We start from the raw sequence: 25,067 nt of genomic DNA on the forward strand, positions 1-25,067 counted from the left end.
TCAGGGCCGGACGGTCCCGCTCTCCCGCATCGCGGCTTCCGAGGCGAGGAAGGCCTCGACTTCGGGACCCGGCTGCGGGCTTTCCTCCAGCGTCCCGATCTCGGCCATCAGCCTTGCGACGGGCACATAGGCGCGCCCAGTGCGGTCATAGAGCGCGGCGCGCACGAGTGCATGGGCTGCGACGATCTCCGAGCCGTCGCTGGCGCGGCTCAGTATGCGATGCTGGATGACGAGCCAGGATTCGGTCCAGCACAGGATCGCGGTCTCGATCCGGAACGGCTGCAACGGGCGCAATTCGCGGCGGAAACGGATCATGCCGGCATTGACCACCGGGATCCAGCGATGCCGCAGTACGGCCCGCCACAGGCCCGTCCGCAGCATCAGATCGGTGCGCCCGAGATCCATCAGCGACCAGTAGCGGCCATTGTTCATGTGCAGGCTGGTGTCGAGGTCATGCGGCCAGACGCGGAAGCCCAGCAGCGACGGATCGCCCAGCGCCTTGAGCCGCGGCCCGAACGGGCTGGTCAGCAGCAGCCAGATCAGGCGGAACCAGAGATTCATCGCAAGCCTCGCGGATCGACGGGAGCATCCTTGCGCCGCGTCTAGAGCGCGGCGATTCAAGTTGGAACCGCGCCGTCATCCTGGACAAGCGGCGAAGCCGCGCAGCTCCGGGATCCATCATAGGGAATTGAACTCTCCGATGGATCCCGGGACGACCTGCGGTCGCCCAGGATGACGGCGTGGTTCGGGTGGCTTAACAGCGTGAGGAGGCGGGGATCATCAGCACGTCGAATGGCCGCCCAGCAGGACACCTTCGATGCCGACCTTGCATGTCTCGTCCCTGTCGAAGCTGCATGAGACCGTGGCTGCGGTCGGCGCCAGCCATCTGGTAACATTGATCAACGTCAACACGGTGGTCGAGCGTCCGGCAGGCATCATCGAGAGCCGCCATCTCTTTCTCGGCATGTCCGACATCAGCGCCCCGATGGATGGCCATGTCGTGCCGGCGGAAGAGCATGTCGAACGCTTCCTCGCCTTCGTCAGGGAATGGGACCGCGCCGCGCCGCTGGTGATCCATTGCTGGGCCGGCATCAGCCGCTCGACGGCCGCTGCCTATATAGCCGCCTGTGCGCTGGGGCCCGAACGCGACGAAGAGGAGATCGCGCGCGACCTGCGCCTGGTCTCGCCATCGGCGACGCCCAATGCACGCCTCGTGGCGATTGCAGATGGCATCCTGGGCCGAGATGGCCGCATGAGCACGGCGATCGAACAGATCGGGCGCGGCGCCGAGGCCTTCGAGGGGACACCGTTTGCGCTGCGCCTGGCCTGACAAGCCGCAAACAGCCGGACGAACCAGACAGCTTCGTGCAGCTTTTGACCGCGTTGCCGCTGATATCAGCGGCATATCCCAAAATCGATGCAGATCATTGCTTGCGCTGAGCGGAATTTGCGACAATGCATCGCGCAGGGGATATCGGCATCATGACCATCGAACTCGATTCACGCGACCGTGCCATCCTGCGCATCCTGCAGGCCGATGGCCGCATCACGAATTCGGACCTGGCCGAGAAGGTGCATCTCTCGCCCTCGGCCTGCCTGCGCCGCGTCCGCCAGCTCGAGGAGAGCGGGCTGATCCGCGGCTATGCGATGATCCTGGACGACAAGATCGCGGGCTTTCCCGGCACCGCCTTTGTCTTCGTCACGCTCGACCAGCAGGGCCGCGCCTCGCTGGAAGGCTTCGAGCAGGCGGTACTGAACCTGCCCGAGATCCTCGAATGCCATCTGCTGGCCGGGGCGCATGACTATCTGATGCGGGTGATCTATCGCGACAGCGCCGATTTCGAGCGCATCCACACCGACATCATCACGCAGCTTCCGGGCGTCACTCGCGTCCAGTCGACCCTAACGCTGCGCAGCATCAAGAAGAGCTCGGCGCTGCCGGTCTGACGGCTGTCAGCAGCGTGGGCCTTGTTCCGGTTCCGGGGTTGCGGGCACCGCCGCTCCGGCCGATAAGCATCCCGCAAACGGGAATCACGCTGTGAGCGAAACCAATGACGACGTCGTCGCCCTGCCCTTCGAGGCGGCACTGAAGCAGCTCGAGGACATCGTCGCCCGGCTGGAGCGCGGCGACGTAGCCCTTGAGGAATCGATCGCGATCTACACCCGCGGCGAGGCCCTGAAGGCGCGCTGCGACGCGCTGCTGAAGCAGGCCGAGGCCCGCATCGAGAAGATCACGCTCGGTGCCGACGGCAAGCCGACAGGAACGACCCCGCTGGACGTCGACAAGTAAGCGCGGGCGCACAGACCGCCTGCCCTCCCGGACGCCGGGCGGGGTCTTGCCGCTGACGCGCATTCCCGTCAGGCTTCCTCCAACACAGGAGCGCAGTCCATGTCCCAACTCCCCGCCGAAGACCCCATTCTGGGCGATGCCCGCTCCTGCCAGGCGATCGAGCAGGTGATCGTGCCCCGCGCGCATGATCTCGGCGGTTTCTCGGTCAGGCGGGCACTGCCCTCGATCGGGCGCAAGATGGTCGGCCCCTTCATCTTCTTCGACCAGATGGGTCCAGCGGAGTTCCTGCTCGGACAGGGCATCGATGTCCGCCCGCATCCGCATATCGGGCTCTCGACGGTGACCTATCTGTTCGACGGCGAGATCATGCACCGCGATTCGCTGGGCACAGAACTCGCGATCCGGCCGGGCGCGGTCAACCTGATGACGGCGGGGCGCGGCATCGTCCATTCCGAGCGCACCGGGCTGGAAGAGCGCCAGAAGCCGCCGAAGCTGTTCGGCATCCAGGCCTGGCTCGCTCTGCCGAAATCGCATGAGGAAACCGCGCCGGAATTCGTCCATCACGCCGCGCCGGAACTGCCGCGCATCGTCGAAGGCGGAAAGCGCATCAGCCTGATCATGGGGTCGGCCTATGGCCAGACCTCGCCGGTCAAGTTCCCGTGGGACGCGCTCTATGCCGAGGCCGTGCTGTCGCCGGGCGCGATCCTGCCGCTCGACCCCGATTATGACGAGCGGGCGATCTATATCGTCTCCGGCAAGATCGACATCGCCGGCGACGAATTCGGTGCGGGGCAGCTCCTGATCTTCAAGCCGGGCGATCGCATCTCGATCCTCGGCATCGACCAGAGCCGGCTGATGATCGTCGGCGGCGAGCCGATGGACGGGCCGCGCCACATCTGGTGGAACTTCGTCTCCTCCTCGAAGGAGCGCATCGACCAGGCCAAGGCCGAATGGAAGGCCGGCCGCTTCGACACCGTGCCCGGCGACGAGGCCGAGTTCATTCCGCTGCCCGAGGGCTGAGCGAGGACATCGGCCACACGATGCGCATCCTGGTTCTGGGGGGCTATGGCTTTATCGGCAGTGAAGTCGCACGCGCGCTCGGTGCCGCCGGCCATGAGGTCGTCGGGCTTGGCCGCGATGTCGCGTTCGGCCGACGCCTGCTGCCGATGATCGGCTGGATCGCCGCCGATCTCGCGGATCTGACGACAGCGGAAGCGTGGGCACCGCATCTCGCTGGGATTGAGGCGGTGGTGAATGCCTCAGGCGCCTTGCAGGATGGGGCGCGCGACAACGTCGTTGCCGCCCAGCAGAATGCGATCGAGGCGCTGATTGCAGCCTGCGAAGCGCAATCCCTGCGCCATTTTGTCCAGATTTCGGCTCCCGGCGCAGCGCCTGACGCGCAGACCGCCTTCCTGCGGACAAAGGGCCTCGCAGACCGCGCGCTGATGTGCAGCGCACTCGACTGGACCGTGTTGAAGCCCGGGCTCGTGATCGGCCCCAATGCCTATGGCGGCACCGCGCTACTGCGAATGCTGGCCGGCCTGCCTTTCGCCGAAATTCTGGTGCTTGCCGATCGTGAAATTCAGACGGTCGCATCCCGTGACGTCGCGGACGTGGTCGTCATGGCGATCGCCGGGAACATGCCCAAGCGATCGTCATTTGATCTGGTCGCGCCCGAAGTCCACACGCTGCGGGCCATCGTCCGCCGCTTTCGTGCCTGGCTCGGCCTGCCCCCTGCTCGGTGGGTTCTGGCTTTGCCAGAATGGATCGGCTTTGGTGTCGCCGCGTTTGCCGATCTTGCCGGCCGGTTCGGTTGGCGCTCGCCTTTGCGCAGCACCGCGCTTAGCGTTCTCGCCGCGCATGTGCGAGGTGACGGCGCGGCCTTTGAGCGCGCAACCGGCCGGAGCTTGCTGAGCCTGGACGAGACGCTGACAGCCATGCCCTCAACGCGACAGGAGCGCGTCTTCGCCAAGGCGCAACTGGTCTTCCCGGCACTCGTCGTGACGCTGGTGGCCTTTTGGCTGCTGTCTGGCCTGATCGGCCTGTGGCAATGGCGAACGGCCGCGGCCATGATTCCCGGAACTCTACCCGGCCCGGCCGGAGTGGCGGCCATCGTCGCGGGATCGCTGGTTGATCTGGCCATCGGCATCGGTTTTCTCGTCCGTCGCTGGTTTCGAAGCGCAGCGCTGGCTTCGATTGCGGTCTCGCTCCTCTACCTCGCCGGCGGGACGCTCCTGAAACCTGACCTCTGGGCCGATCCGCTCGGACCGCTGGTCAAGATTCTGCCTGCAATTGCGTTGGCGCTTGCGGCGCTCGCCTTGTCGGACGAGCGCTGATGGACTGGCTGATCGCCCTGCGCTGGCTGCACGTCATCGGGGCGACGGTTCTGCTTGGCACCGGGGCCGGCATCGCCTTCTTCATGGTCATGGCCAACCGCACGCGCGAGCCGGTGCTGATAGCGCATGTTGCCGGCACGGTTGTAATCGCCGATTGGCTTTTCACCATGCTCGCCGTGCTGCTGCAGCCCATCACGGGAGCGTTGCTCGCGCGCGAAATCGGCTGGCCTCTGTCGGAAGGCTGGATCGTCCTGTCGCTGGCACTGTATGTCGTGGCGGGCCTGTTCTGGCTACCGGTCGTCTGGATTCAAAAGCGCCTGCGCGATCTGGCGCGGGAGGCCGCCACCTCGCGTTCGACGCTGCCGGCCGCCTATCACCGGCTTTACGGAATCTGGTTTGCCTGCGGCTTTCCGGCCTTCGCCGCTGTGCTTGCGATCATCTGGCTGATGCTGGCGCGACCGCCGATCACGTTGGGCTGAGCTGGGCCTCCGGCAGCGCCTTCAGCCCCGGCATCGACGACGCCAGGATCGCCAGCGTCGAGAGCCCGAAGAGCGCGACCGGGAGCCAGATCGCGGTGGCGAGGCCGAACCATTCGCCCGCGAGCCCTCCAGCCAGCGCGCCGACCGGGCGCATGCCGTACATCGCGGTGGTGAGCGTGGCGCTGACACGGCCGAGCAGGGCTTGCGGCGTCACGGCCTGGCGCAGGCTCGTCTGGGTGATGAACCAGAGGATCGGGCCGAAGCCGAACAGGCAGAAGGCGAACGCCAGCACCGGCCAACCGAGCGAGGCCGGCGCCAGCGCCAGCAGGGCGGCACCGGCAAAGGACGAGGCCGGGCCAAAGACGAGCAGCAGGCCCGTCGGCAGCCTTGCGATCAGGCTCGCGCCGCTGAGCGCGCCCGCCACTAGCCCGACGCCATAGGCCGAGGAGGCAAAGCCGATCGTCTCCGGCGCCAGCAGCAGGATGCGCGCGGCATAGGGGGTGACGATCGCGAGGAAGGCGAAGAAGGCGACGTTCCAGCCAATGGCGCAGAGCGCGATCGGCCTGAGATAGGGATGACGCGCAACGAAGGCGCCGCCTTCCGCGATGGCGCGGTGCAACGGCAGGCGCGGCTGCACTGGGGGGCGTTCGCCCGGCAGCTTCAGGGCCGCGATCAGGACGAGCGCGCCCAGCAGCGCGCAGAGGCCGAGGCCGAGCGCGCTGACGCCATGCGCCACAGCCCAGCCGGCGATCAGCGGCGCCGCCAGGCTGAAGCAGGCGCGGCCGAGTTCGAGCCGGCCATTGGCGCGCGGGAGGTTGGCGACCGCGACCATGCGCGGCAGCAGCACGAAGATCGAGAGCGCGATCACGACCGGGCCCGATGCAGCGATGAAGGTCGAGAGCGCCAGCAGCCAGCCGACCTCACCGGTGCTGAGCAGCGCCGTGCCAGTGAGCGAGCCCGCCATCATCAGCAGGCTGCCCAGGACCACCAGCGATCGCGGCGCGACGCGGTCGGCGTAGACGCCGGCCGGCAGCGAGACCAGGAGCCAGGCGGCCGACTGCGCCGCGACCAGCAGGCCGACGAGGCGCGGGCTGGCGCCGGCCTGCGTTGCCGCCAGCGTCAGGGTGTCCAGCGCAAGCTTGTCGGCGAACTGAGCCGCGACGCCGGCGAGAAGGAGAGCGATCGGGATCGATGGCGACATGGCCTGGCCCTGCGTTGCGGAGGTCCAAGCTGTCTCATTCCACTGGCGAACAGCCCACCCGATTTCTGGCTTGCCAGACCGCAATGGATGCGGGCTCGGACGCGCTGTGCTCACGCCACCATAGGCGGAACCTTGAGATGGTAATCGGTCGCCTGCTGCAGGGCGTAGCCGATGCGCAGCGCCGTCGCCTCCTCATAGCCCTGGCAGCAGATCTGCAGCGAGAGCGGCAGTCCCCCAGCGGTGAAGCCATTGGGCAGCGAGAGCGCACACATCTCAAGGAAGTTGCCGAAGCGGGTGAAGCGCGAGGGCATTACGGCCTGGTCGACCTCGTCGAGCCGGATCGCCGCCGTCGTCGTGCTCGGCGTCAGCAGCGCGTCGATGCCGGCCATGGCCGTAGCCATCTGGCGCTTCCATTCGGCCTGCTGGCGCTTGGTCGCGAGATAAGCTTGCGCCTGGACCCGGCCGCCGGCGAGCACGCGTGCCCTGACCGCATCGTCGAGCAGCGCGCCGGCATCCTCCGCCAGGGCGCCGTCGTTGAAATAGGCCTCCGCCTCCAGGATGGCCTGCGCGTTGAGGAAATCGGAGAAGGCAAAGGGCAAGGCGATCTCGACAATCTCGGCGCCAAGGCCGCCGAGTGTCTCGAGCGAGCGGTCATAGGCCTCCAGCATCTCGGGCGAACAACCGGCGCGCTCGCTGTGCGGCATGCGGGCCAGCCGCAAGCCGCGCACGCCGCGCGTCAGGGTCGGCATCGGATCGACCGGCAGGATGCCGCGCGTGTTGGGATCGAGCGGATCGGGCCCCTGCAGGACGTTGTAGAGCAGCGCCACATCCATGACATCGCGCGCCATCGGGCCGGGCGTGTCGAGCGAGGTCGAGAGCGGCAGGACGCCATGGACGGAAACGCGGCCGATCGTGACTTTCAGCCCGGTCAGGCCGCAGAACGAGGCCGGAAGGCGCACCGAGCCGCCGGTGTCGGTGCCGATCGCCCAGGGCGCGAGTCGGGCCGCGACCGCGACGCCCGAGCCACTGCTCGAGCCGCCGGGCGTGCGCGCATGGACCGGGTCCCAGGGATTCCAGGGCGTGCCCATATGCTGGTTGGTGCCCCAGCCGCCAAAGGCGAACTCGACGGTGTGGGTCTTGCCGAGCACGATCATGCCCTGCGCGATCATTCGTTGCGCGATCGTCGCGGTCAGGGTGGAGCGGCGCTCGCGCCAGTTAGCCGAGCCGCCCGTGGTGATGCGACCTTCCAACTCGACCAGATCCTTCAGCGCGACCGGCACGCCGTGGAGCGGTCCGACGGCATGTCCGGAGCGGATCGCCTTGTCGGCTCCTTCTGCCGCTAGCCGCGCATCCGCGCCATAGACCGACACGAAGGATCGCAGCTTCGGCTCGAAACGCTCGATGCGCGCGAGCAGCGCATCGACGGCCTCGACCGGGGAGAGCCGTCTTGCCGCGATCTCGCGGGCCAGGACATGGGCCGGCAGCAGCGCGGGATCGGTGACGTGGGTGGAGGCGTCATTCATGGCGTTCACTGCATGCTGACGAGCGTCAGATCAACGAACCAGGATTGGGGCGAGATGAAGCCCTTAACCTTCGGGGACATGGCGCGCGGGTTGAGATCATGGACGATGTAGAGCCAGGGCGGGTTGTCCACGAGCCGCTCATGGGCGACCGCCGTCGCCTCCGCCACGACCTTGGGATCGCTCGCCTCGGCAAGCCTGACGAAAGCGGCCTCGAAAGCATCGTCCTTCCACTGCGCGAAATTGAAGCCGTTGGGCGGCGCCCCGGCGGCGGCGAAGTAGCGGGCCATGACGCTGGGATCGGACGAGGGCGAGCTGATGTTCAGCGACATCGCGCCGTTCAACGCGGGCGCATCGGGCAGAGCGCGCATGTTGTTCAGCAGAACCTGCCATTCGGTGACGACGAACTCGACCGTGACGCCGCAGGCCTCCTTGAGATTGGCCTGCATGAATTCGTTCATCGGCAGCGGCGACATCTGGCCGGAGCCGGAGGTGGAGATCATCACCTTGAACGAGAGCGGCTTCTGGGCGGTGAAACCGGCCTCCGCCAGCAACGCCTTGCCCCTGGCGGGATCGAAGCGGTAGCGGTTCGCCGGCTTGCCGAAATCGGGATCGCTGGCCTTGAGCCAGCCGATGGCGGGCTCCGCCGTGCCGTTGAGCAGGGCAACGATGGAGTCGCGATCGACGCAATAGTTCAGTGCCTGTCGGACCCGCACATCCCGGAAGGGGCTGTTCGTCGCGCCGATATTGTAGAACCACGGCCAGACATGCGGGTAGGACCCGGTCGCGATCGAAAAGCCAGCCTGTTTGAGCGAGGGAATGCCGTCGGCGGGCGGGACCTCAATCCAGTCGACCTGGCCGGAGCGCAGCGCCGCGAGGCGAGCATTGGCTTCGGGGATGGGCTGGAGAATGACCTTGTCGAGCTTGGCCTTCTTCGTCGCGTCCCAGTAGCCGTCATGACGGACGAGCTCGACACGTTCGCGCGGGGCGACGCTGGCGATCCGGAACGGCCCGGTGCCGGCCGAACCCTGCATCCCGACCTTGCCCCAGTCGCGCCCGGCCTTCTCGAAGGACGCCGGCGAGGACAGCAGGATCAAGGCGGTCATATAGGGAAAATACGAGGCCGGGCTGGTGGTGGTGATCGCCACGGTCATGTCGTCGATCTTGCGATAGCCGGTCATGATCGGCGCCCTTGCGCGCACGATGCCGGCGGCAGGCGGCTCGAACTGAGGCGCCTCCTTATTGAAATAGCGTTCGAGATTCCAGATCACGGCATCGGCGTTGAACGTCGTGCCGTCATGGAAGGTGACTCCGCGGCGCAAATGAAAGCGCCAGGTCTTCGGATCCTCGGGGACCTGCTCCCAGCGTTCCGCGAGGCCCGGCCGCAGCGGCGCCAGCCGATCGGTCGTGGTCAGATCCCACAGCACCAGGCTCTCGAAGACCGGGTAGCCGAGGAAACGCATGCCCTCGAAGCCGTTATTGGGCAGACCGGTCGTCGTTGGAATATCGGACGCCGTCATCGCCAGACGCAGCGTGCCCTGCGCGCGGACCGGCTCCGCCGCGCCCGCCAGGGCAAGTCCCGCCACAGTGAAGGCTGCCAGAGCCGAGCGCAGGCGGGCGCCCCCGGAACGACAGTGATGCGAACGATCGACCATGACAACTTCCCCCTCGACGCGACTGTTGCAGGCCCGCGTCCGATTCGCAGCAAGTTACGGGCCAGCCGTCAGACCGATTAGCGCAGGCGCATGACCGCTTGTCGTCGGTAGCGCGACTTTGCGTTGCACCGGCCGCCCTTGTGCCGCCCGGTCGGGATGCGATAGACCGGGCCTGTGACGAAGCGCCCACCCACGCCGATGCTCGACCGCGTCCACACGCCCGAGGATCTCCGCAAGCTGCCCGACAGCGACCTGCGTCAGGTTGCCGACGAATTGCGTCTCGAGACGATCGATGCGGTCTCAGTCACGGGCGGACATCTCGGCGCGGGGCTCGGCGTCGTCGAGCTGACGGTCGCCCTGCACCATGTCTTCGACACGCCGCGCGACCGGCTTATCTGGGATGTCGGCCATCAGGCCTACCCGCACAAAATCCTCACCGGCCGGCGCGAGCGCATCCGCACGCTGCGCCAGCCCGGCGGGCTCTCCGGCTTCACCCGCCGCTCCGAGAGCGAATACGATCCCTTCGGCGCCGCGCATTCCTCGACCTCGATCTCGGCCGGGCTCGGCATGGCGGTGGCGCGTGACCTCGCTGGCGGCAGCAACAACGTCATCGCCGTGATCGGCGACGGCGCGATGTCGGCCGGCATGGCCTATGAGGCGATGAACAATGCCGGTGCGCTCGGCTCACGCCTCGTCGTCATCCTGAACGACAACGACATGTCGATCGCCCCGCCGGTCGGTGCGATGTCGGCCTATCTGGCGCGGCTGGTCTCGGGGCGGACTTACCGCTCGATCCGCGAGATCGCCAAGCACCTCGCCGAGCGGCTGCCGCGCTTCTTCCACGACAAGGCCAAGCGGACGGAAGAATATGCCCGCGCCTTCTGGACCGGCGGGACGCTGTTCGAGGAGCTTGGCTTCTACTATGTCGGCCCGATCGACGGGCATAATCTCGACCATCTGCTGCCCGTGCTGCGCAACGTCCGCGACGCCGGCACCGGCCCGATCCTCGTCCATGTCGTGACGCAGAAGGGCAAGGGTTATGCCCCGGCCGAAGCCACGCCCGACAAATACCACGCCGTCGTCCGGTTCGACCCCGTCACCGGCCTGCAGGCCAAGGCGCCGGCGAATGCGCCGAGCTATACGTCGGTCTTCGGCAGCGCCCTGATCAAGGAAGCACGCAACGACAGCAGGATCGTCGCCGTCACCGCCGCCATGCCCTCGGGCACCGGGATCGATGCCTTCGGCAAGGAGTTTCCGGCCCGCACCTTCGATGTCGGCATCGCCGAGCAGCATGCCGTGACCTTCGCGGCGGGCTTGGCGACGGAGGGCTACAAGCCGTTCTGCGCGATCTATTCGACCTTCATGCAGCGTGCCTACGATCAGGTCGTCCACGACGTCGCGATCCAGAAGCTGCCTGTGCGCTTCGCGCTCGACCGGGCCGGGCTGGTCGGTGCCGACGGCGCGACGCATGCGGGCGCCTTCGACGTGGCCTATCTCGCCTGCCTGCCCGACATGGTGGTGATGGCAGCTGCCGACGAGGCCGAGCTGACCCATATGGTCGCGACAGCGGCAGCCTTCGACGAGGGGCCGATCGCCTTCCGCTATCCGCGCGGCGAAGGCGTCGGCGTCGAGATCCCCGATTTCGGCGTGCCGCTGGAGATCGGCCGCGGCCGTGTCGTCAGAGAGGGCACGCGCGTCGCGCTGTTGTCGCTCGGCACCCGGCTGGCGGAGTGCCTGGCGGCGGCCGAACTGCTCGGCCAGCGCGGCCTGTCGACGACGGTCGCCGATGCCCGCTTCGCCAAGCCGCTGGACGAGGCATTGATCCTGAGGCTGGCGCGCGAGCATGAGATCCTGGTCACGGTCGAGGAAGGCTCGGTCGGCGGCTTCGGCAGCCATGTGCTGCATCTGCTTGCCCGCAGCAGCCTGCTCGATGGCGGGCTGAAAGTCAGGACACTGACCCTGCCCGACATCTTCCAGGATCATGACAAGCCCGAGGCGATGTACGCCAAGGCCGGGCTCGACGCCGCCGGCATCGTGCGCACCGTCGAGGGCGCGCTCGGCGTACCCGCCGCGATCAAGCGGGCCTGAGACAGCTCGGGTAGCCTCATGAAGAGCCGGGCCGACCAGTTGCTCGTCGAGCGCGGCCTGTTCGAGAGCCGGGCACGCGCGCAAGCCGCGATCGCAGCCGGCCTCGTCACGGCCGACGGCCGCGTGGTCCGCAAGGCCTCCGAGATGGTGGCGGGGACTGCCGTGGTGACGGCGCAGGCGCCGCATCCTTACGTCTCGCGCGGCGGTTTGAAGCTGGCGGAAGCGCTCGACGTCTTCGGGTTCGACCCGGCAGGCCGCGCCTGCCTCGATGTCGGTGCCTCGACCGGCGGCTTCACGGACCTTCTGCTGAAGCGCGGCGCGGCCTTCGTGGTTTCCGTCGATGTCGGGCGCGACCAGCTCCATGCTTCGCTGCGGAGCGATAAACGCGTGCTGAGCCTGGAGGCTCAGGACATCCGCACGCTGACGCCGGCCGCGCTGCCGCAGACGCCGTCGCTGGCCGCGATCGATGTCAGCTTCATCTCGCTGCGGCTGGTGCTGCCGGCGGTCGCAGGGCTGCTGGCGCCGACCGCTCAGATCGCGGCGCTGATCAAGCCGCAATTCGAGGCCGGTCGCGCCGCCCTGAAGAAGGGCATCGTGCGGGACGCAGCGGTGCATGAGATCGTCTGCGCGGGCATTGCCGAACTCATGGCCGGGCTTGGCTTCGCGGTGGATGGGCCGGTGCCCTCGCCGATCGAAGGCGGCGACGGCAACCGCGAGTTCCTGATCGGCGGGCGGCGCCTCGGCTGATCAGCGCACCAGCAGCGCGTCGATCTCGGCCTGGAGCGCGCGGCTTTCGATGCTGCCGATGTCCATGGCGCCATTCGCGTTGATGAACTGCGTCGCGCGGCCGATCTGCCGGCGCAGGGCTTCACTGGCGACATCGACGATGGTCGCGGCATCGAGACCCTCGCGCCTGTCGGCCAGCAGCGCGGTTGCCGTGGAAATCAGCCGTGCCATCGCCCGGCAGAGCTCCTCGAAACCCGCCCGCCGGGCCGGCGCCACGCTGTCATAGGCGGCGAGCGCGGCGGGTGCACAGCGCAGCCCCGACACCTCGAAATGCTCGCGATAGGTGATGCTGCGCCAGGCCTTCAGGTCGTCGACGATGCCGTCGTCAACCGCCGCCATCTCGATCAGCATCAAGGCTTCGGCGTAACGATTGAGGAAGTCCGTCGAGAGACGCGGCTGCTGGGACGTCTCCATCCGAGCGTCCGTCGATCCAGCCAGCCCCTTGATCGCGGGAACGCTCATCATAATCCCCAAACTGGCGCGACTATGCTTGGGCAAACCCAAATAAAGTGTTGATCCGGACGCAAGCCATTGCCACATCTGCGATCCATGTGCGGTCGCTACGCCATTACCCTGCCCCCCGAGGCGATGCGGTCTCTGTTTGCCTATCGCGAGCAGCCTAATTTTCCGCCGCGCTACAACATCCCGCCGACGCAGCCGGTCCCGGTCGTGCGGCTGCATGAGGGCAACAGGCAGTTCATGCTGATGCGCTGGGGCTTCATTCCCGGCTGGGTCAAGGACCCCAACGATTTTCCCCTCGTCATCAACATCCGCTCCGAAAGCGCCGCCACGAAGCCGTCGTTCCGGGCGGCGCTGACGCGGCGCCGCTGCCTGATGCCGGCCGATGCCTTCTATGAATGGCATCGTCTCGGCCAGGGCCGCCAGGCCGAGAGCAGGACCTACATGTTCCGCCGGCCCGATCGCGGCCTGTTCGCCTTTGCCGCGCTGTGGGAGACGTGGCATTCGCCCGACGGCTCGGAGATCGACACGGTCGCGCTGGTCAACGGACCGGCCAACGGGCTGATGGCGGCGATCCATGAACGCTGCCCGGTGATCATCGCGCCCCGGGATTTCGACAGCTGGCTCGACCCGATGGCGGAGGCGAAGGACACCGCGCATCTGCTCAGGCCGCCGCCGGACGACCTGCTGGAGATGGTCGCGATCGACAACGCCGTGAACAAGGTCGCCAATGACGGGCCGGAGGTGCAGGAGGCCTTCGACCGCGCAAAGGCGGAGGCGGCCAAGGCAGCGTCGAACCCGCCTGCCCGCGCGACGCGCGCCAAGAATGATGCCCAGGGCAGCCTGTTCTAAGCGACCGAGTTCAGTTCCAGCCGACGCGCCGTTTCCGGCCCGAACTGTTAGAACTTACATCGCCAGAACGGCACCGGGATTAAGGATGCCCTGCGGGTCGAGTGTTGCCTTCAGCGTCTTCATCAGGGCCAGTTCGACCGGGTCCTTGACGCCAGGCAGGAGGTCGCGCTTGAGGCGGCCGATGCCGTGCTCGGCCGAGATCGAGCCGTGCATCTCGCTGACGATGGCATGCACCGCCTGGTTCATCGCGCTCCAGCCGGCGATGAAGCCGGCCTTGTCGGCGCCGACCGGCTGGCTGACGTTGTAGTGGATGTTGCCGTCGCCGAGATGGCCGAAGGGAACCACCCGGCAGCCCGGCACCATTGCCTCGACGGCTGCCGTCGCGCGTGCCAGAAACTCCGGCACGGCATGCAGCGGCACCGAGACGTCGTGCTTGATCGAGCCGCCCTCATAAGTCTGCACCTCGGAGAGCATCTCGCGCAGCTTCCAGAAATCGGCGCGCTGGGTCAGCGATCCCGCCAGCGCGGCATCCGTCACGAGCCCCTGCTCCATCGCCTCGCCGAGGAAGGCTTCGACCGCCTCGTCGAGCCCGGTGGCGGACTGGGCCGAGACCTCCATCAGCACGTACCAGGGCGATGGCTCCGAGAGAGGATCGCGCGCGCCCGAGGCATGACGCAGGACGAAATCGACGCCGATGCGGGGCATCAGCTCGAAGGTGGTCAGCGTGCCGCCGGCGCCCGCCTTGGCGGTGTTGAGCAGGGCCAGCGCCGCCTCGGGCGAAGGCACGGCGAGGAAGGCGGTGGCGCGGGCGGCGGGCAGCGGGAAGAGCTTCAGAACGGCGGCGGTGATGATGCCGAGCGTGCCTTCGGCGCCGATGAAGAGGTTCTTCAGATCGTAGCCGGTGTTGTCCTTGCGGAGCTGGCGCAGGCCGTTCCAGATCCGTCCGTCGGCCAGTACGACCTCCAGCCCCATGCAGAGCTCGCGGGCATTGCCATAGGCCAGAACCGCGGTGCCGCCGGCATTGGTCGAGAGGTTGCCACCGATGGTGCACGAGCCTTCCGAGGCAAGCGAGAGCGGAAAGAGGCGCCCTGCCCCTTCCGCCGCCGCTTGCGCCTTCTGCAGCGTCAGCCCGGCCTCGACGGTCATCGTGTCGCTGTCGGCATCGACGGCGCGGATCTTGTCCATGCGCTGGAGCGACAGGATGATCTCGCGGCCCTCGGCGATCGGAATCTGGCCGCCGACGAGCCCGGTATTGCCGCCCTGCGGCACCAGCCGCGTGCCGGTCCTGGCCGCGAGCTTGAGCAATTCGGCGACTTCGGCGGTCGAGCCCGGCCGGACGATCGCCTGCGCCTTGCCGCGGAACAGGTCCCGCCATTCCTTGAGATAGGGCACCATCGCGTCGGCATCGGTGACGATGTTCTTCGCGCCGACGATTGCGGCCATGTCGTCCAGGATGGATGCGCTCAAGGATGCCTCCGGATCTTATGTCTTCTTCGACCGCCGGAACACACCGACGAGTTCGATATGAGCGGAATAGCGGAACTGGTCGACGGGCGTGACGCCCTCCAGCGCATAACCGCCCGCGATCAGGATCGCGGCGTCCCGAGCAAAGCTGCCGACATCGCAGGAGACATAAGCGATCGTGCCGGTCTTCGAGGCTGCCAGGCGACGCGCCTGCGCCTCCGCGCCGGCGCGCGGCGGATCGAGCACCACGGCATCGAAAGCGTTGAGGTCATGCTCCAGCAGCGGGCGGCGGAAGAGATCGCGGGTCTCGGTCGCGATCGGCTTCAGGCCTTGCGTCATCGCGGCACCGCGCGTCAGGGCGAGCACCGCTGCCTTGTCGCTCTCGACGGCATAGACCTGCGCGCGCTCGGCCAGCCGGAACGAGAAGGGGCCGCAACCCGCGAAGAGATCGGCCACACGTTTGGCCTTGGGCAGCGCCGCCACGACGAGGCCAGCGATCGTCTCCTCGCCCTCGCTCGTCGCCTGCAGGAAGCCGCCGGGCGCGGGCGCGACCATCGCCTTGCCCATGCGCTGCTGCGGCGGCCTGCGCTCGACGATGATCTCGCCATGCATGGAGAGCCGCGCCAGATCGAGGCGTTCGGCGGCCTCGGTCAGGGACAGCCTGAGCTTGTCGCCGGCCGGGCCATGGCCGCGGATATCGACGTCGAGCCCGGCTTCGGAGGCCGTGAGCTGGATGTCGAGCGGCTTGTTCGAGCCACCGAGCCGGTTAGCGAGAAGCTGCGCCGCTGCCGGCGCGCGCGCAAGGCCCGGCGCCAGCACCGGGCAGGCCGGGACAGCGACAAGATCATGGCTGCGGGCGGCCATGAAGCCGACCAGCATGCCGAGGCCTTCACGCCTCGCATGGAAGGTGACGCGGCGACGCCCGGCGCCATGGGCATCGACGATCTCGGCGACGGGCGCTTCGACACCGGCACGCGACAGGGCGGTCACGACCTGCCGGCGCTTCCATTCGCGATAGAGGCCTTCCGACATGTGCTGCGCCGCGCAGCCGCCGCAGCGGGTGAAGAGCGGGCAGATCGCCGCGATGCGCGAATCGGCGGGAGCGATGATCTCGACGAGTTGCCCGCGATCGCCGTCGCGCACCACCCGCACGGTCTCGCCCGGCAGCGCATAGGGCACGAAAACGTCGCCGCCCGGCGCCTCGGCGATGCCGTCGCCGCGCTGGCCGAGCCGGGCCACCGTCAGGATTTCGTTCATGGCGAGCGTCATCGTTGTCGAAGTGTCTCCGCAGGGGCCATCGTGAACGGCACATCATCCGACGTCGTGGCGGATGGCGAGTTGCTGATGACCTGCTTTCGCGTTTCGCCTATCAGGTTGCAGGCAAACAGGGAAATTTCGGCATGACCACCCGCGACGGCGTCATCGAGGCCATCGGCAATACGCCGCTCATCAAGCTCAAGCGCGCCTCGCAGGCGACCGGCTGCACCATCCTCGGCAAGGCCGAGTTCATGAACCCCGGCCAGTCGGTCAAGGACCGCGCCGCGCTCGCGATTATCCGCGATGCCGAACGGCGCGGGCAGTTGCGGCCGGGCGGTGTGATCGTCGAGGGCACCGCCGGCAATACCGGCATCGGCATCGCGCTGGTCGGCAATGCGCTGGGCTATCGCTCGGTCATCGTGATCCCGGAGACGCAGAGCCAGGAGAAGAAGGACATGCTGCGGCTGGCCGGCGCAACGCTGGTCGAGGTGCCGGCCGTCGGCTACGCCAACCCCAACAACTATGTGAAGGTCTCAGGCCGCCTCGCCGAGGAACTGGCGAAGACCGAGCCCAATGGCGCGGTCTGGGCCAACCAGTTCGACAACACCGCCAACCGCCAGGGGCATATCGAGACGACCGGCCCCGAGATCTGGGCGCAGACGGACGGCAAGGTCGACGGCTTCATCTGCGCGGTGGGGAGCGGCGGCACGCTCGCCGGCGTCGGCATCGCGCTCAAGGGCTTCGACCCGAAGGTCACGATCGGCCTCGCCGACCCGATGGGCGCGGCGCTGCATTCCTTCTACACCACCGGCGTGTTGAAATCGGAAGGCTCCTCGATCACCGAGGGCATCGGCCAGGGCCGGATCACCGCCAATCTGGTCGATGCGCCGATCGACGTCTCCTTCCAGATCCCCGATGCGGAAGCGGTGCAGATCGTCTTCGACCTGCTCGAGCATGAGGGCCTGTGCCTCGGCGGCTCCTCAGGCATCAATGTCGCCGGCGCGATCCGGCTGGCGCAGCAGATGGGGCCGGGCCACACCATCGTGACGATCCTGTGCGACTACGGCACGCGCTACCAGTCGAAGCTGTTCAACCCCGAGTTCCTGCGCTCGAAGGGCCTGCCGGTGCCAGGCTGGTTGGAGCGCGACAGCTCGGCGCTGAAGGACGTGGTGGCGCGGGTGATGGGCTGAAGGCCCCGTGCCGCTCGACCCCGCCTCGCCGCTGGCGCGCCTGCTGGATGCGCCGATGCGGCCGGGGCGCGTCGTCTGGATCGGGTTGCGCCCGGTGCGGCGGGCGCCGATGCAGGTGGTCGAGGCTGCGACGCTTGATGTCGAGCAGGGCCTGGTCGGCGACCACTACAGCAGCCGCACGGGCGGCGCCCGCCACGTCACGCTGATCCAGGCCGAGCATCTCTCCGCGATCGCCGCCCATCTCGGGCCCGACGCCGTCACGCCTGACCAGCTTCGGCGCAACATCGTGGTGGCGGGCATCAATCTCGCGGCGCTGAAGGGCCGGCGCTTCATGCTGGGCGACGTTGTGCTGGAGGCGACCGGCGAGTGCCATCCCTGCTCGCGGATGGAAGAAATCCTCGGCGCCGGCGGCTACAACGCCGTGCGCGGCCATGGTGGGATCACGGCGCGGGTGGTCTCGGGCGGGATGGTGCGGCTGGGGGACGCGGTGGCGCGGGCGGATTGAGCGCTTGACGTGGCCATATCCGGATTTTACCGGTCGGCGACATTCAGCGATCCGGCGAGCAGGATCGAACGCCGCCGTCCTACCCGACGTTATGGGGCCGGCCTGTCGCTGCATTGCCTGGGAGTTCGTGGTGAGCGCTTTTCCGCACGGGACTGTCCATGAGGCCGCTGAAGATTTTCAGGCGGCGATACGATCGGACCCAAGGATCGTCGCGCTGTGGAAAAGCCTGACGCCGCTCGGCCGGAACGAGTTCATCTGCTGGGTCGATGATGCCAAGCAGCCCAAGACGCGCGAACGCCGCATCAAGCGAACCTGCGAGGAAATTCTGGAAGGTATGAAGCGGCCGTGCTGTTGGGCAGGCTGCATTCACCGCACCGACAAGGCGCCAAGCCGTTGGCAACAGGCCGTTCTGATCGAACGGGGTGGCAAAAAGAGTTCATAGGCAGGCCTGCAAGCGTCCGTTGCCTTGCGCGTCTGCCAGGCGAAAGCCACCGCTCCCGTTCGGCCAGACCTTATCGGCATTTTCTCCGGCTAGCCGGCTTGTCCCGATTGCAGCTCAACGCAGTGGCGCATGACGTCGGCGCCGGTCTCGTTCCAGGTCGTGATCCCGCCGGCCATGATGACCTGGACCAGGCCCTCGGCGAGTTCGGGCAGCGTCAGGCCAAGCCTCACCGCATTGGCGGCGTGGTTCCTGGCCCCGGTCTTCTGGCCGATCAACGTGTCGAGCAGGGCGAAGATCAACTCCTTCGTCTTGAGATCGAGCGCCCCGCCCGCATCCCGGTCGCGCATGATCGAAGCCCGGATCAGGCCATAGCCCGCGAAGGCGCCGGGCGCATGCTCGGCCAGAAGGGTGAAATTCTCCGGCACCCGGCCGGTTGTCGCCTCGAAGCTTGCTCTCCCGGCCCGCATCGCGGCTTCGGTGATCTCGTCATGGGCCATCACGGCATGTCCTTACGCTGGGGGCCGGCTGAGAGACGGGAGCAACCGCCTTCTCAGGCGGCTCCCGTCACAGCCACTTCTTCCACCTGAAAAACAGGTAGGGCAGAATAGCGGCGACAACCATCATCCCCAGCGACATCGGATAGCCGAATTCCCATTTCAGCTCCGGCATCTTCTCGAAATTCATGCCGTAGATCGAGGCGATCAGGGTCGGCGGCATCAGCACCACCGCGACGACCGAAAACAGCTTGATGATCTTGTTCTGCTCGAGACCGACGAGGCCCAGCGTGGCCTGCAGCATGAACGACAACTTGCTGGAGATGAAGGTCGCATGCTCTTCCAGCGCCTGCACGTCGCGAACCGAGGTGCGCCATTCCGGCACGAAGCCGCTGGCCGCCTTGGCCGGGCGTTTGAAATTGGCGGAGAGGAACAATAGCACCCGCTCGACCGAGACCATGCTCTCGCGCACGTTCGAGATGATGTGCTCATATTGTCCGATCTTGCGGATGACGGCCTGATAGGCGCTGTTCTGCTCGACATCGGCGCTCTTGCCCTCGAAGACGCGTCGCGAGACGCCATCGATCTGGTCGGCGACGCCACGCAGAACCTCCGCGGCACGATCGACAATCGCTTCGATCAGGCCTTCGATCACGGCGGCCGGCTGCATGCCGCAGCCGCCGGGTTTGCCGACGCGGTTGAGAAAGATGGAGAAAGCGCCTGGCTCGTCGTAACGCACCGTGACAAGTGCGCTCTCGGTCAGGATGAAGGTGACGTCGGCAAGCTTGGGGACGTTGGTGTCGGACTGGCAGATGACACGCGCGGTCATGTAATGCGCGCCGTTCTCGGTGTAGATGATCTCCGACGGTTCGAGATCGTGCATCTCCTCGCGCGTCGGGATCGAAATGCCCAGATGGGTCTCGATCTTCTTGTCCTCACCCGCAGTCGGATTCAGCAGGTCGATCCAGACAGAACCGGCCGGAATCTCCTCTTCGACCTTCAAGGTCCGGTGAATGAGCCTGTCGCCCGTATCGGGGCAGATTCCGTGGATCAGCAGCATGGAGGCCTCTGTCGCAGTCTGGCGGATCGTCCGCGCCGCAGGAACTCCGATCCCAGCGCGATGTCAAACGAATGACCGGCCGCGCGGCCCCGATCATCGGGACGGGATGGTGAAGCGCTCCGGCTGGCTGCCGTCGCGGTCGGTGAAGCGGTAATCGCGGGCAAGGTCGGCGACATGCAGCACCTGTCCGGCATGTCGCGAAACCTCAGCATCGGCCAGGAGCGCCGCGACCGCGCGCCCGGCATAAAGCGGCGTCTCGGTGGTCTCAGCCGCCATGCCGGCATCGCGAACCCGCTCGGTCAGGACATGGCCCGGCGACAGCCCGAGCGCCGTGACGCCGAAGGGTTTCAGTTCCGCCGCCATCGCCAGCGTCAGCCGGTTCATCGCCGCCTTGGCGAGGTCGTAGAAGACATCGCCGAGATAGCCGGCTTGCGTATCGAAGCTCACCGTCACGATCAGGCCCTTGCGCATCTGGACCATGGCGGGCGCGACCGCCCGTGCCAGCAGCAACTGGGCATAGACGCCGCTCTCGAAGCTCTGGCCGAGCCGCGCCACGGGCCTGCGCCAGAACGGCGCGCCGAAGGCCGAACCATCGGGATAGCGCACGCCGTCATAGCCCTCATTGCCGCCCCAGACGGCATCGACGACGCAATCCAGCCGGCCGAAGCGGCGCAGGCACCATGACACCAGCCCATCGACCTCGCGCTCGTCGGTATGGTCGCATCGATAGGGGTGCCCCTTGCCGCCGGCCGCCTCGACCTCGCGGGCGGTGTCCTCGAAGGTCTCAGGCCGATTGTCGGTGTGAGCGCCGGCCTCGCTCGAGCGGCCGGTGACGATGACGGTCGCGCCGGCCTCCCCCAGTGCCCGGGCGATGCCACGTCCGAGGCCGCGCGAGGCGCCCGCGACGAGGCAGACCCGGCCTGCAAGCGGACGTTCGGAGAGCGGACGGTCCGGTTCGCTCACGCCGCGAAGACCGCGGCCGCGTCCTCGACCGCTCCGGCACCTTCCGTCACGGCCAGTTCCAGCGCCGGTGCCTCGGTGGCGAGGATCTCGGCGAAGAAACGGGCGGTGGCGAGATCGCCTGATGCGTGATCCTCGGAGCGCGTCGCCAGCGCCTTGCGGGCGAGACTGGTGCCCCCCTGGGCCAGCGCGAAGAGCTTGAGATAGGGCGTCGCGCCGGCCAGCGCGTCGCCCTGCCGCTCGCCCATCGTCGCCAGCATCCATTGCGTCGCGCGCTCCAGCGCATCGACGGCGGCACGTAGACGGGTCGCGCTGTGGCCAAAGCCCGGCGTGTTGGCGGTCTCGACCTGCGCGACGACGCCACGCATCTCGGCGATCAGAGCCGCGACGACCTTGCCGCCCGAGAGCGGCAGCTTGCGCAACACGAGGTCGATCGCCTGGATACCGTTGGTGCCCTCATAGATCGTGGCGATGCGGGCATCGCGCAGATGCTGGGACACTCCGGTCTCCTCGATATAGCCCATGCCGCCATGGATCTGGATGCCGGTCGAGGCGACCTCGACACCGATATCGGTGGCATAGGCCTTGGCGACGGGGGTGAGGATCGCGGTGCGCTCGCTGGCGGCCTTGCGTCTGGCCTCGTCGGGCTCGCGGCGGGAGCGGTCGAGCGCCTCGGCGACCTGATAGGCGATGGCGCGCGCCGCTTGCGTCTTGGCGCGCATCTCCATCAGCATGCGGCGAATGTCGGGATGGACGATGATCGGGCTCATCGGGGCGCCCTTGGGTGCATCGAGCGCCACGCCCTGCCGGCGCTCCCGGGCAAAACCCAATGCCTGCTGATAGGCGCGCTCGGCGATGGCGACGCCTTGGAGCGCGACGTTGAGGCGGGCATTGTTCATCATCGTGAACATGCAGGCCAGCCCGCGATTCTCCTCGCCGATCAGCCAGCCGATGGCGCCGCCCTTGTCGCCGAACGCCATCGAGCAGGTCGGCGAGGCATGGATGCCGAGCTTGTGCTCGATGCCGGAGCAGCGGAGATCATTGTGCTCGCCGAGCGAGCCATCGGCATTGACCAGATATTTCGGCACGAGGAACAGCGAGATGCCGCGCGTGCCGGCCGGCGCATCGGGCAGGCGCGCCAGGACCAGATGGACGATGTTCTCGGTCAGGTCGTGCTCGCCATAGGTGATGAAGATTTTCTGGCCGGTGATGCGATAGGTGCCGTCTCCCGCCGGCTCGGCCTTGCTGCGCAGGGCGTTGAGGTCGGAGCCGGCCTGCGGCTCGGTCAGGTTCATCGTGCCCATCCACTCGCCCGAGACGAGCTTTGCCAGATAGGTTTCCTTGAGGTGCTCCGAGCCATGGGCATGCAGCGCCTCGATGGCGCCGACCGTCAGCAGCGGCCCGAGCGCGAAGGCAAACGCAGCGGAGTTCCACATCTCGGTGCAGGCCGATTGCAGCAGCGCCGGCAACCCCTGCCCGCCATGCTCTTCCGGCGCCGGCAGCGCGTTCCAGCCGGCTTGCGCCCAAGCGGTATAGGCCTCCTTCCAGCCCGGCGGCGTGGTCACCGCGCCATCCTTCAGCGTCGAGCCGTGCTTGTCGCCGATGCGGTTGAGCGGGGCGAGGATGTCGCCAGCGAACTTCGCGGCTTCGTCGAGAACGGCCTGCGTCATGTCGCCGTCGAGTTCCGGCGCGAGGCCGTCGGCGATCAGCCGGTCCAGGCCCGCGACATGGCGCATCGTGGCGAGGATGTCCTCGACAGGGGCGCGATAGCTCATGGTCGTTCTCCCTCGACGCCGGCCCGTGCCGCATGCGAGCAGCCGGCCATGCCTTGTTCTCGATCAGCCGGTACCGACCGGCCCCGCTTTTGGCGTTGCCGCGATGGTAGCGAGGAACTATCCCCGATGCCACGCGCGCATGACGGCAAGTTTGGTCGGGCGCCGGATATAGTTTAGTTGTAAACAATCTTCGGTCAATCGGGCGGAACGCCTGACGATGGGTGCCGCTTGGAGCAGGATCAGGGATTCAGCCGCGTGACGGAGCGCCTCAGCGCCGATGCGCAGGGCATTGCCCGCGCCGCTGAACTGCTACGGCAGGGCCGGCTCGTCGCGCTGCCAACCGAGACCGTCTACGGGCTTGCCGCCGACGCGACCTCCGGCGAGGCTGTCGCCGGCATCTATGGCGCGAAGGAGCGGCCGAGCTTCAACCCCCTGATCGCGCATCTGCCTGATCTCGCAGCCGCCCGCCGGCAAGGCCTGTTCGATGCCAATGCATTGGCGCTAGCCAAGGCGTTCTGGCCGGGGCCGCTGACGCTGGTGGTGCCGGTCTCGTCGGGCTGCGAGGTCAGCGAACTCGCCCGCGCCGGTCTGGCTTCGGTGGCGCTGCGGGTGCCCTCGCATCCGATCGCCCATGCGGTGCTGCAAGCGGCGGGACGGCCGATAGCCGCGCCCTCCGCTAACCGCTCCGGCCGCGTCAGCGCGACCAGCGCCGCGCATGTGCTTGAAGATCTCGACGGCCGGATCGAGGCAGTGCTTGATGGCGGGCCGACCGAGGTCGGTGTCGAATCCACCATCGTCGCCTGTCTGGATGGCGCGCCGCGCCTGCTGCGGCCGGGCGGCGTGTCGCGCAGCGCGATCGAGGGCGTGATCGGGCGGCCACTGGTACTGGCGGGCGAAGCCGGCATGGCGCCGATCTCGCCCGGGCTGCTGGCCTCGCACTACGCGCCGTCGGCCGGTGTTCGGTTGGAGGCGCAGGCGCCCCGGTCTGGAGAAGCGTGGCTTGGCTTCGGCCCCGAGCCTGACGGTCTGGCCACAACTGGCCATGCCCTCAATCTGAGCCCTCGCGGCGACCTCACCGAGGCCGCGGCGAACCTCTTCGGCCACCTGCGCGCGCTCGATGCGCTGGGCCCGGCCATGATCGCCATCGCGCCGATTCCGATGCACGGGCTTGGCGAGGCGATCAATGACCGTCTGCGGCGGGCGGCTGCGCCACGCTGACACAAAGCGGGCCGGTCGAGGCTCCGCCGCAGCCCCCTAGCCGATCTCCACCACCACACGCCCCCTGACCTTCCCATCAACGATCGCCCTGCCCGTCTCGATCACATCCGCGAGCGGGATCGTCGTCGTCATGAGCGCGAGGCTGTTCCGGTCGAGATCGCTCGCCAGCCGCGCCCATGCTTCGAGGCGGCGCGGTTTCGGGCACATCACGGAATCGACGCCGAGCAGCGCTACCCCGCGCAGGATGAAGGGCGCGACCGAGGCCGGCAGATCCATGCCCTGTGCCAGGCCGCAAGCGGCAACGGCACCGCCATATTTCGTCATCGAGAGCAGGTTGGCGAGCGTATGCGACCCCACCGCGTCGACACCAGCGATCCAGCGCTCCTTGGCGAGCGGCCGGCCGGGCGCCGAGAGTTCATTGCGGTCGATGATCTCGGCCGCGCCGAGACCCTTGAGATACTCCGCCTCTTCCGGCCGCCCGGTCGAGGCGATCACATGCCAGCCGGCCTTGGCCAACAGCGAGACCGCGACGGAGCCGACGCCACCGGCCGCGCCGGTGACCACGACGGGGCCGTCTGCCGGCTTCAGCCCGTGCCGCTCCAGCGCCAGCACGCAAAGCATCGCGGTGTAGCCGGCGGTCCCGATCGCCATGGCCTCGTCGGGGTTCATGCCGGCGGGCAGCGGCACGAGCCAGTCGCCCCTGACACGGCTCTTCTGGGCATAGGCGCCAAGATGCGTCTCGCCCGTGCCCCAGCCATTGAGGACGACAAGATCGCCCGGCTTGAACTCGGGATGCTCCGATGTCTCGACACGGCCGGCGAAATCGACACCGGGGATCATCGGCCAGCGCCTGATCACCGGGGCCCGCCCGGTCAGCGCGAGGCCGTCCTTGTAGTTCACCGTGGAGTGCGTGACGCGGACGGTAACGTCGCCCTCCATCAGGTCGCTCTCGGCGAACTCCGTGAAGGCGAGGTTGGGGCCGGTCTCGCCCTTGGTCGCGACAAGGGCCTTGAAGCTGGACATCGGCATCTCCTCC

At 67.7% G+C, this 25,067-nt stretch carries 25 protein-coding genes; 13 read left to right on the top strand and 12 right to left on the bottom strand.

What is annotated here, in order from left to right; translation table 11 throughout:
* The gene (locus AC1DYU_RS09040; RefSeq protein WP_476791349.1) at window positions 1-561 is read right to left on the bottom strand and encodes a thioesterase family protein; all 561 of its coding nucleotides are present in this window, start codon (window positions 559-561) and stop codon (window positions 1-3) included.
* 256 nt (window positions 562-817) lie between these two features.
* Here AC1DYU_RS09040 and AC1DYU_RS09045 point away from each other — a divergent pair, with 256 nt between their 5' ends.
* From AC1DYU_RS09045 to AC1DYU_RS09070, 6 genes are all read left to right on the top strand, one after another.
* Window positions 818-1,330 (top strand): tyrosine phosphatase family protein, encoded by a 513-nt coding sequence (locus AC1DYU_RS09045; RefSeq protein ID WP_476791350.1) that lies wholly within the window; start codon window positions 818-820, stop codon window positions 1,328-1,330.
* Window positions 1,331-1,482: 152 nt separating this feature from the next.
* Window positions 1,483-1,947 (top strand): Lrp/AsnC family transcriptional regulator, encoded by a 465-nt coding sequence (locus tag AC1DYU_RS09050; protein WP_108044714.1) that lies wholly within the window; start codon window positions 1,483-1,485, stop codon window positions 1,945-1,947.
* 91 nt (window positions 1,948-2,038) lie between these two features.
* The gene (locus AC1DYU_RS09055; RefSeq protein ID WP_476791351.1) at window positions 2,039-2,290 is read left to right on the top strand and encodes an exodeoxyribonuclease VII small subunit; all 252 of its coding nucleotides are present in this window, start codon (window positions 2,039-2,041) and stop codon (window positions 2,288-2,290) included.
* Window positions 2,291-2,389: 99 nt separating this feature from the next.
* The gene (locus AC1DYU_RS09060) at window positions 2,390-3,310 is read left to right on the top strand and encodes a pirin family protein (RefSeq protein WP_158483738.1); all 921 of its coding nucleotides are present in this window, start codon (window positions 2,390-2,392) and stop codon (window positions 3,308-3,310) included.
* A 20-nt stretch (window positions 3,311-3,330) separates the two neighbouring features.
* Window positions 3,331-4,626 carry an SDR family oxidoreductase gene (locus tag AC1DYU_RS09065; RefSeq protein WP_476791352.1) on the top strand — a complete coding sequence of 432 codons (1,296 nt, stop codon included), beginning with the start codon at window positions 3,331-3,333 and terminating at the stop codon, window positions 4,624-4,626.
* Complete coding sequence (locus AC1DYU_RS09070) at window positions 4,626-5,105, top strand: DUF2269 family protein (protein ID WP_476791353.1); 480 nt, start codon at window positions 4,626-4,628, stop codon at window positions 5,103-5,105. The genes AC1DYU_RS09065 and AC1DYU_RS09070 overlap by 1 nt, the downstream gene beginning before the upstream one ends.
* Here the strand turns inward: AC1DYU_RS09070 and AC1DYU_RS09075 are convergent.
* From AC1DYU_RS09075 to AC1DYU_RS09085, 3 genes are all read right to left on the bottom strand, one after another.
* The gene (locus AC1DYU_RS09075) at window positions 5,092-6,306 is read right to left on the bottom strand and encodes an MFS transporter (RefSeq protein ID WP_476791354.1); all 1,215 of its coding nucleotides are present in this window, start codon (window positions 6,304-6,306) and stop codon (window positions 5,092-5,094) included. The two genes, AC1DYU_RS09070 and AC1DYU_RS09075, sit on opposite strands and share 14 nt — an antisense overlap.
* Before the next feature lie 110 nt (window positions 6,307-6,416).
* Complete coding sequence (locus AC1DYU_RS09080) at window positions 6,417-7,829, bottom strand: amidase (protein ID WP_158483734.1); 1,413 nt, start codon at window positions 7,827-7,829, stop codon at window positions 6,417-6,419.
* 5 nt (window positions 7,830-7,834) lie between these two features.
* Window positions 7,835-9,481: an ABC transporter substrate-binding protein gene (locus AC1DYU_RS09085; RefSeq protein ID WP_476791355.1), complete on the bottom strand. Its 1,647-nt coding sequence runs from the start codon at window positions 9,479-9,481 to the stop codon at window positions 7,835-7,837.
* Window positions 9,482-9,679: 198 nt separating this feature from the next.
* Here AC1DYU_RS09085 and dxs point away from each other — a divergent pair, with 198 nt between their 5' ends.
* Together dxs and AC1DYU_RS09095 are read left to right on the top strand one after the other, a co-directional pair.
* Window positions 9,680-11,569 carry a 1-deoxy-D-xylulose-5-phosphate synthase gene (gene dxs / locus AC1DYU_RS09090; protein ID WP_476791728.1) on the top strand — a complete coding sequence of 630 codons (1,890 nt, stop codon included), beginning with the start codon at window positions 9,680-9,682 and terminating at the stop codon, window positions 11,567-11,569.
* An 18-nt stretch (window positions 11,570-11,587) separates the two neighbouring features.
* A complete protein-coding gene (locus AC1DYU_RS09095; RefSeq protein WP_476791356.1) occupies window positions 11,588-12,316 on the top strand; it encodes a TlyA family RNA methyltransferase in 729 nt (242 codons plus the stop codon).
* On the opposite strand, the gene AC1DYU_RS09100 is transcribed toward AC1DYU_RS09095, so the two are convergent.
* Window positions 12,317-12,769: a hypothetical protein gene (locus AC1DYU_RS09100; protein WP_158483730.1), complete on the bottom strand. Its 453-nt coding sequence runs from the start codon at window positions 12,767-12,769 to the stop codon at window positions 12,317-12,319. It abuts the gene before it with no gap.
* Window positions 12,770-12,904: 135 nt separating this feature from the next.
* Here AC1DYU_RS09100 and AC1DYU_RS09105 point away from each other — a divergent pair, with 135 nt between their 5' ends.
* A complete protein-coding gene (locus AC1DYU_RS09105) occupies window positions 12,905-13,666 on the top strand; it encodes an SOS response-associated peptidase (RefSeq protein ID WP_476791357.1) in 762 nt (253 codons plus the stop codon).
* Between the two features lie 54 nt (window positions 13,667-13,720).
* Here the strand turns inward: AC1DYU_RS09105 and AC1DYU_RS09110 are convergent, their stop codons facing one another.
* Both AC1DYU_RS09110 and AC1DYU_RS09115 read right to left on the bottom strand, forming a co-directional pair.
* Window positions 13,721-15,109 (bottom strand): FAD-binding oxidoreductase, encoded by a 1,389-nt coding sequence (locus tag AC1DYU_RS09110; RefSeq protein WP_476791729.1) that lies wholly within the window; start codon window positions 15,107-15,109, stop codon window positions 13,721-13,723.
* Between the two features lie 39 nt (window positions 15,110-15,148).
* On the bottom strand, window positions 15,149-16,387 hold the full coding sequence (locus AC1DYU_RS09115; RefSeq protein WP_476791358.1) for a class I SAM-dependent RNA methyltransferase: 1,239 nt from the start codon (window positions 16,385-16,387) through the stop codon (window positions 15,149-15,151).
* A 143-nt stretch (window positions 16,388-16,530) separates the two neighbouring features.
* On the opposite strand from AC1DYU_RS09115, the gene AC1DYU_RS09120 reads away from it, so the two are divergent.
* The 3 genes from AC1DYU_RS09120 to AC1DYU_RS09130 all read left to right on the top strand — a co-directional run bounded on the left by AC1DYU_RS09120 (window position 16,531) and on the right by AC1DYU_RS09130 (window position 18,524).
* On the top strand, window positions 16,531-17,577 hold the full coding sequence (locus AC1DYU_RS09120) for a cysteine synthase A (RefSeq protein WP_476791359.1): 1,047 nt from the start codon (window positions 16,531-16,533) through the stop codon (window positions 17,575-17,577).
* A gap of 7 nt (window positions 17,578-17,584) precedes the next feature.
* Window positions 17,585-18,082 carry an MOSC domain-containing protein gene (locus AC1DYU_RS09125; protein WP_476791360.1) on the top strand — a complete coding sequence of 166 codons (498 nt, stop codon included), beginning with the start codon at window positions 17,585-17,587 and terminating at the stop codon, window positions 18,080-18,082.
* Between the two features lie 130 nt (window positions 18,083-18,212).
* The gene (locus AC1DYU_RS09130; RefSeq protein ID WP_476791361.1) at window positions 18,213-18,524 is read left to right on the top strand and encodes a YdeI/OmpD-associated family protein; all 312 of its coding nucleotides are present in this window, start codon (window positions 18,213-18,215) and stop codon (window positions 18,522-18,524) included.
* An 89-nt stretch (window positions 18,525-18,613) separates the two neighbouring features.
* Here AC1DYU_RS09130 and AC1DYU_RS09135 read toward each other — a convergent pair whose 3' ends face one another.
* The 4 genes from AC1DYU_RS09135 to AC1DYU_RS09150 all read right to left on the bottom strand — a co-directional run bounded on the left by AC1DYU_RS09135 (window position 18,614) and on the right by AC1DYU_RS09150 (window position 22,813).
* Window positions 18,614-19,021, bottom strand: a complete 408-nt coding sequence (locus tag AC1DYU_RS09135; protein WP_476791362.1) for a carboxymuconolactone decarboxylase family protein — start codon at window positions 19,019-19,021, stop codon at window positions 18,614-18,616.
* Window positions 19,022-19,088: 67 nt separating this feature from the next.
* Entirely contained in the window at window positions 19,089-20,078 is a 990-nt protein-coding gene (locus AC1DYU_RS09140) for a magnesium transporter CorA family protein (protein ID WP_158483724.1), read from the bottom strand.
* A gap of 93 nt (window positions 20,079-20,171) precedes the next feature.
* Window positions 20,172-21,041, bottom strand: a complete 870-nt coding sequence (locus AC1DYU_RS09145) for an SDR family NAD(P)-dependent oxidoreductase (protein ID WP_158483723.1) — start codon at window positions 21,039-21,041, stop codon at window positions 20,172-20,174.
* Window positions 21,038-22,813 carry an acyl-CoA dehydrogenase gene (locus tag AC1DYU_RS09150; protein ID WP_476791363.1) on the bottom strand — a complete coding sequence of 592 codons (1,776 nt, stop codon included), beginning with the start codon at window positions 22,811-22,813 and terminating at the stop codon, window positions 21,038-21,040. Before AC1DYU_RS09150 ends, AC1DYU_RS09145 begins: the two co-directional genes overlap by 4 nt.
* A 255-nt stretch (window positions 22,814-23,068) precedes the next feature.
* On the opposite strand from AC1DYU_RS09150, the gene AC1DYU_RS09155 reads away from it, so the two are divergent.
* The gene (locus AC1DYU_RS09155) at window positions 23,069-24,031 is read left to right on the top strand and encodes an L-threonylcarbamoyladenylate synthase (RefSeq protein WP_476791364.1); all 963 of its coding nucleotides are present in this window, start codon (window positions 23,069-23,071) and stop codon (window positions 24,029-24,031) included.
* A 36-nt stretch (window positions 24,032-24,067) separates the two neighbouring features.
* Here AC1DYU_RS09155 and acuI read toward each other — a convergent pair whose 3' ends face one another.
* Entirely contained in the window at window positions 24,068-25,054 is a 987-nt protein-coding gene (acuI, locus tag AC1DYU_RS09160) for an acrylyl-CoA reductase (NADPH) (protein ID WP_476791365.1), read from the bottom strand.
* Between the last annotated feature and the right edge of the window lie 13 nt (window positions 25,055-25,067).

The sequence above is a fragment of the Allobosea sp. P2_B12 genome (genome assembly GCF_056404835.1).

What these genes read in the sequence shown, in the direction of transcription:
- AC1DYU_RS09040 (WP_476791349.1), bottom strand. Translation starts at nt 561, where the DNA reads ATGAATCTCTGGTTCCGCCTGATCTGGCTGCTGCTGACCAGCCCGTTC.
- AC1DYU_RS09045 (WP_476791350.1), top strand. Translation starts at nt 818, where the DNA reads ATGCCGACCTTGCATGTCTCGTCCCTGTCGAAGCTGCATGAGACCGTG.
- AC1DYU_RS09050 (WP_108044714.1), top strand. Translation starts at nt 1,483, where the DNA reads ATGACCATCGAACTCGATTCACGCGACCGTGCCATCCTGCGCATCCTG.
- AC1DYU_RS09060 (WP_158483738.1), top strand. Translation starts at nt 2,390, where the DNA reads ATGTCCCAACTCCCCGCCGAAGACCCCATTCTGGGCGATGCCCGCTCC.
- AC1DYU_RS09065 (WP_476791352.1), top strand. Translation starts at nt 3,331, where the DNA reads ATGCGCATCCTGGTTCTGGGGGGCTATGGCTTTATCGGCAGTGAAGTC.
- AC1DYU_RS09070 (WP_476791353.1), top strand. Translation starts at nt 4,626, where the DNA reads ATGGACTGGCTGATCGCCCTGCGCTGGCTGCACGTCATCGGGGCGACG.
- AC1DYU_RS09075 (WP_476791354.1), bottom strand. Translation starts at nt 6,306, where the DNA reads ATGTCGCCATCGATCCCGATCGCTCTCCTTCTCGCCGGCGTCGCGGCT.
- AC1DYU_RS09080 (WP_158483734.1), bottom strand. Translation starts at nt 7,829, where the DNA reads ATGAATGACGCCTCCACCCACGTCACCGATCCCGCGCTGCTGCCGGCC.
- AC1DYU_RS09085 (WP_476791355.1), bottom strand. Translation starts at nt 9,481, where the DNA reads ATGGTCGATCGTTCGCATCACTGTCGTTCCGGGGGCGCCCGCCTGCGC.
- dxs (WP_476791728.1), top strand. Translation starts at nt 9,680, where the DNA reads ATGCTCGACCGCGTCCACACGCCCGAGGATCTCCGCAAGCTGCCCGAC.
- AC1DYU_RS09095 (WP_476791356.1), top strand. Translation starts at nt 11,588, where the DNA reads ATGAAGAGCCGGGCCGACCAGTTGCTCGTCGAGCGCGGCCTGTTCGAG.
- AC1DYU_RS09100 (WP_158483730.1), bottom strand. Translation starts at nt 12,769, where the DNA reads ATGGAGACGTCCCAGCAGCCGCGTCTCTCGACGGACTTCCTCAATCGT.
- AC1DYU_RS09105 (WP_476791357.1), top strand. Translation starts at nt 12,905, where the DNA reads ATGTGCGGTCGCTACGCCATTACCCTGCCCCCCGAGGCGATGCGGTCT.
- AC1DYU_RS09110 (WP_476791729.1), bottom strand. Translation starts at nt 15,109, where the DNA reads ATGGCCGCAATCGTCGGCGCGAAGAACATCGTCACCGATGCCGACGCG.
- AC1DYU_RS09115 (WP_476791358.1), bottom strand. Translation starts at nt 16,387, where the DNA reads ATGAACGAAATCCTGACGGTGGCCCGGCTCGGCCAGCGCGGCGACGGC.
- AC1DYU_RS09120 (WP_476791359.1), top strand. Translation starts at nt 16,531, where the DNA reads ATGACCACCCGCGACGGCGTCATCGAGGCCATCGGCAATACGCCGCTC.
- AC1DYU_RS09135 (WP_476791362.1), bottom strand. Translation starts at nt 19,021, where the DNA reads ATGGCCCATGACGAGATCACCGAAGCCGCGATGCGGGCCGGGAGAGCA.
- AC1DYU_RS09140 (WP_158483724.1), bottom strand. Translation starts at nt 20,078, where the DNA reads ATGCTGCTGATCCACGGAATCTGCCCCGATACGGGCGACAGGCTCATT.
- AC1DYU_RS09150 (WP_476791363.1), bottom strand. Translation starts at nt 22,813, where the DNA reads ATGAGCTATCGCGCCCCTGTCGAGGACATCCTCGCCACGATGCGCCAT.
- acuI (WP_476791365.1), bottom strand. Translation starts at nt 25,054, where the DNA reads ATGTCCAGCTTCAAGGCCCTTGTCGCGACCAAGGGCGAGACCGGCCCC.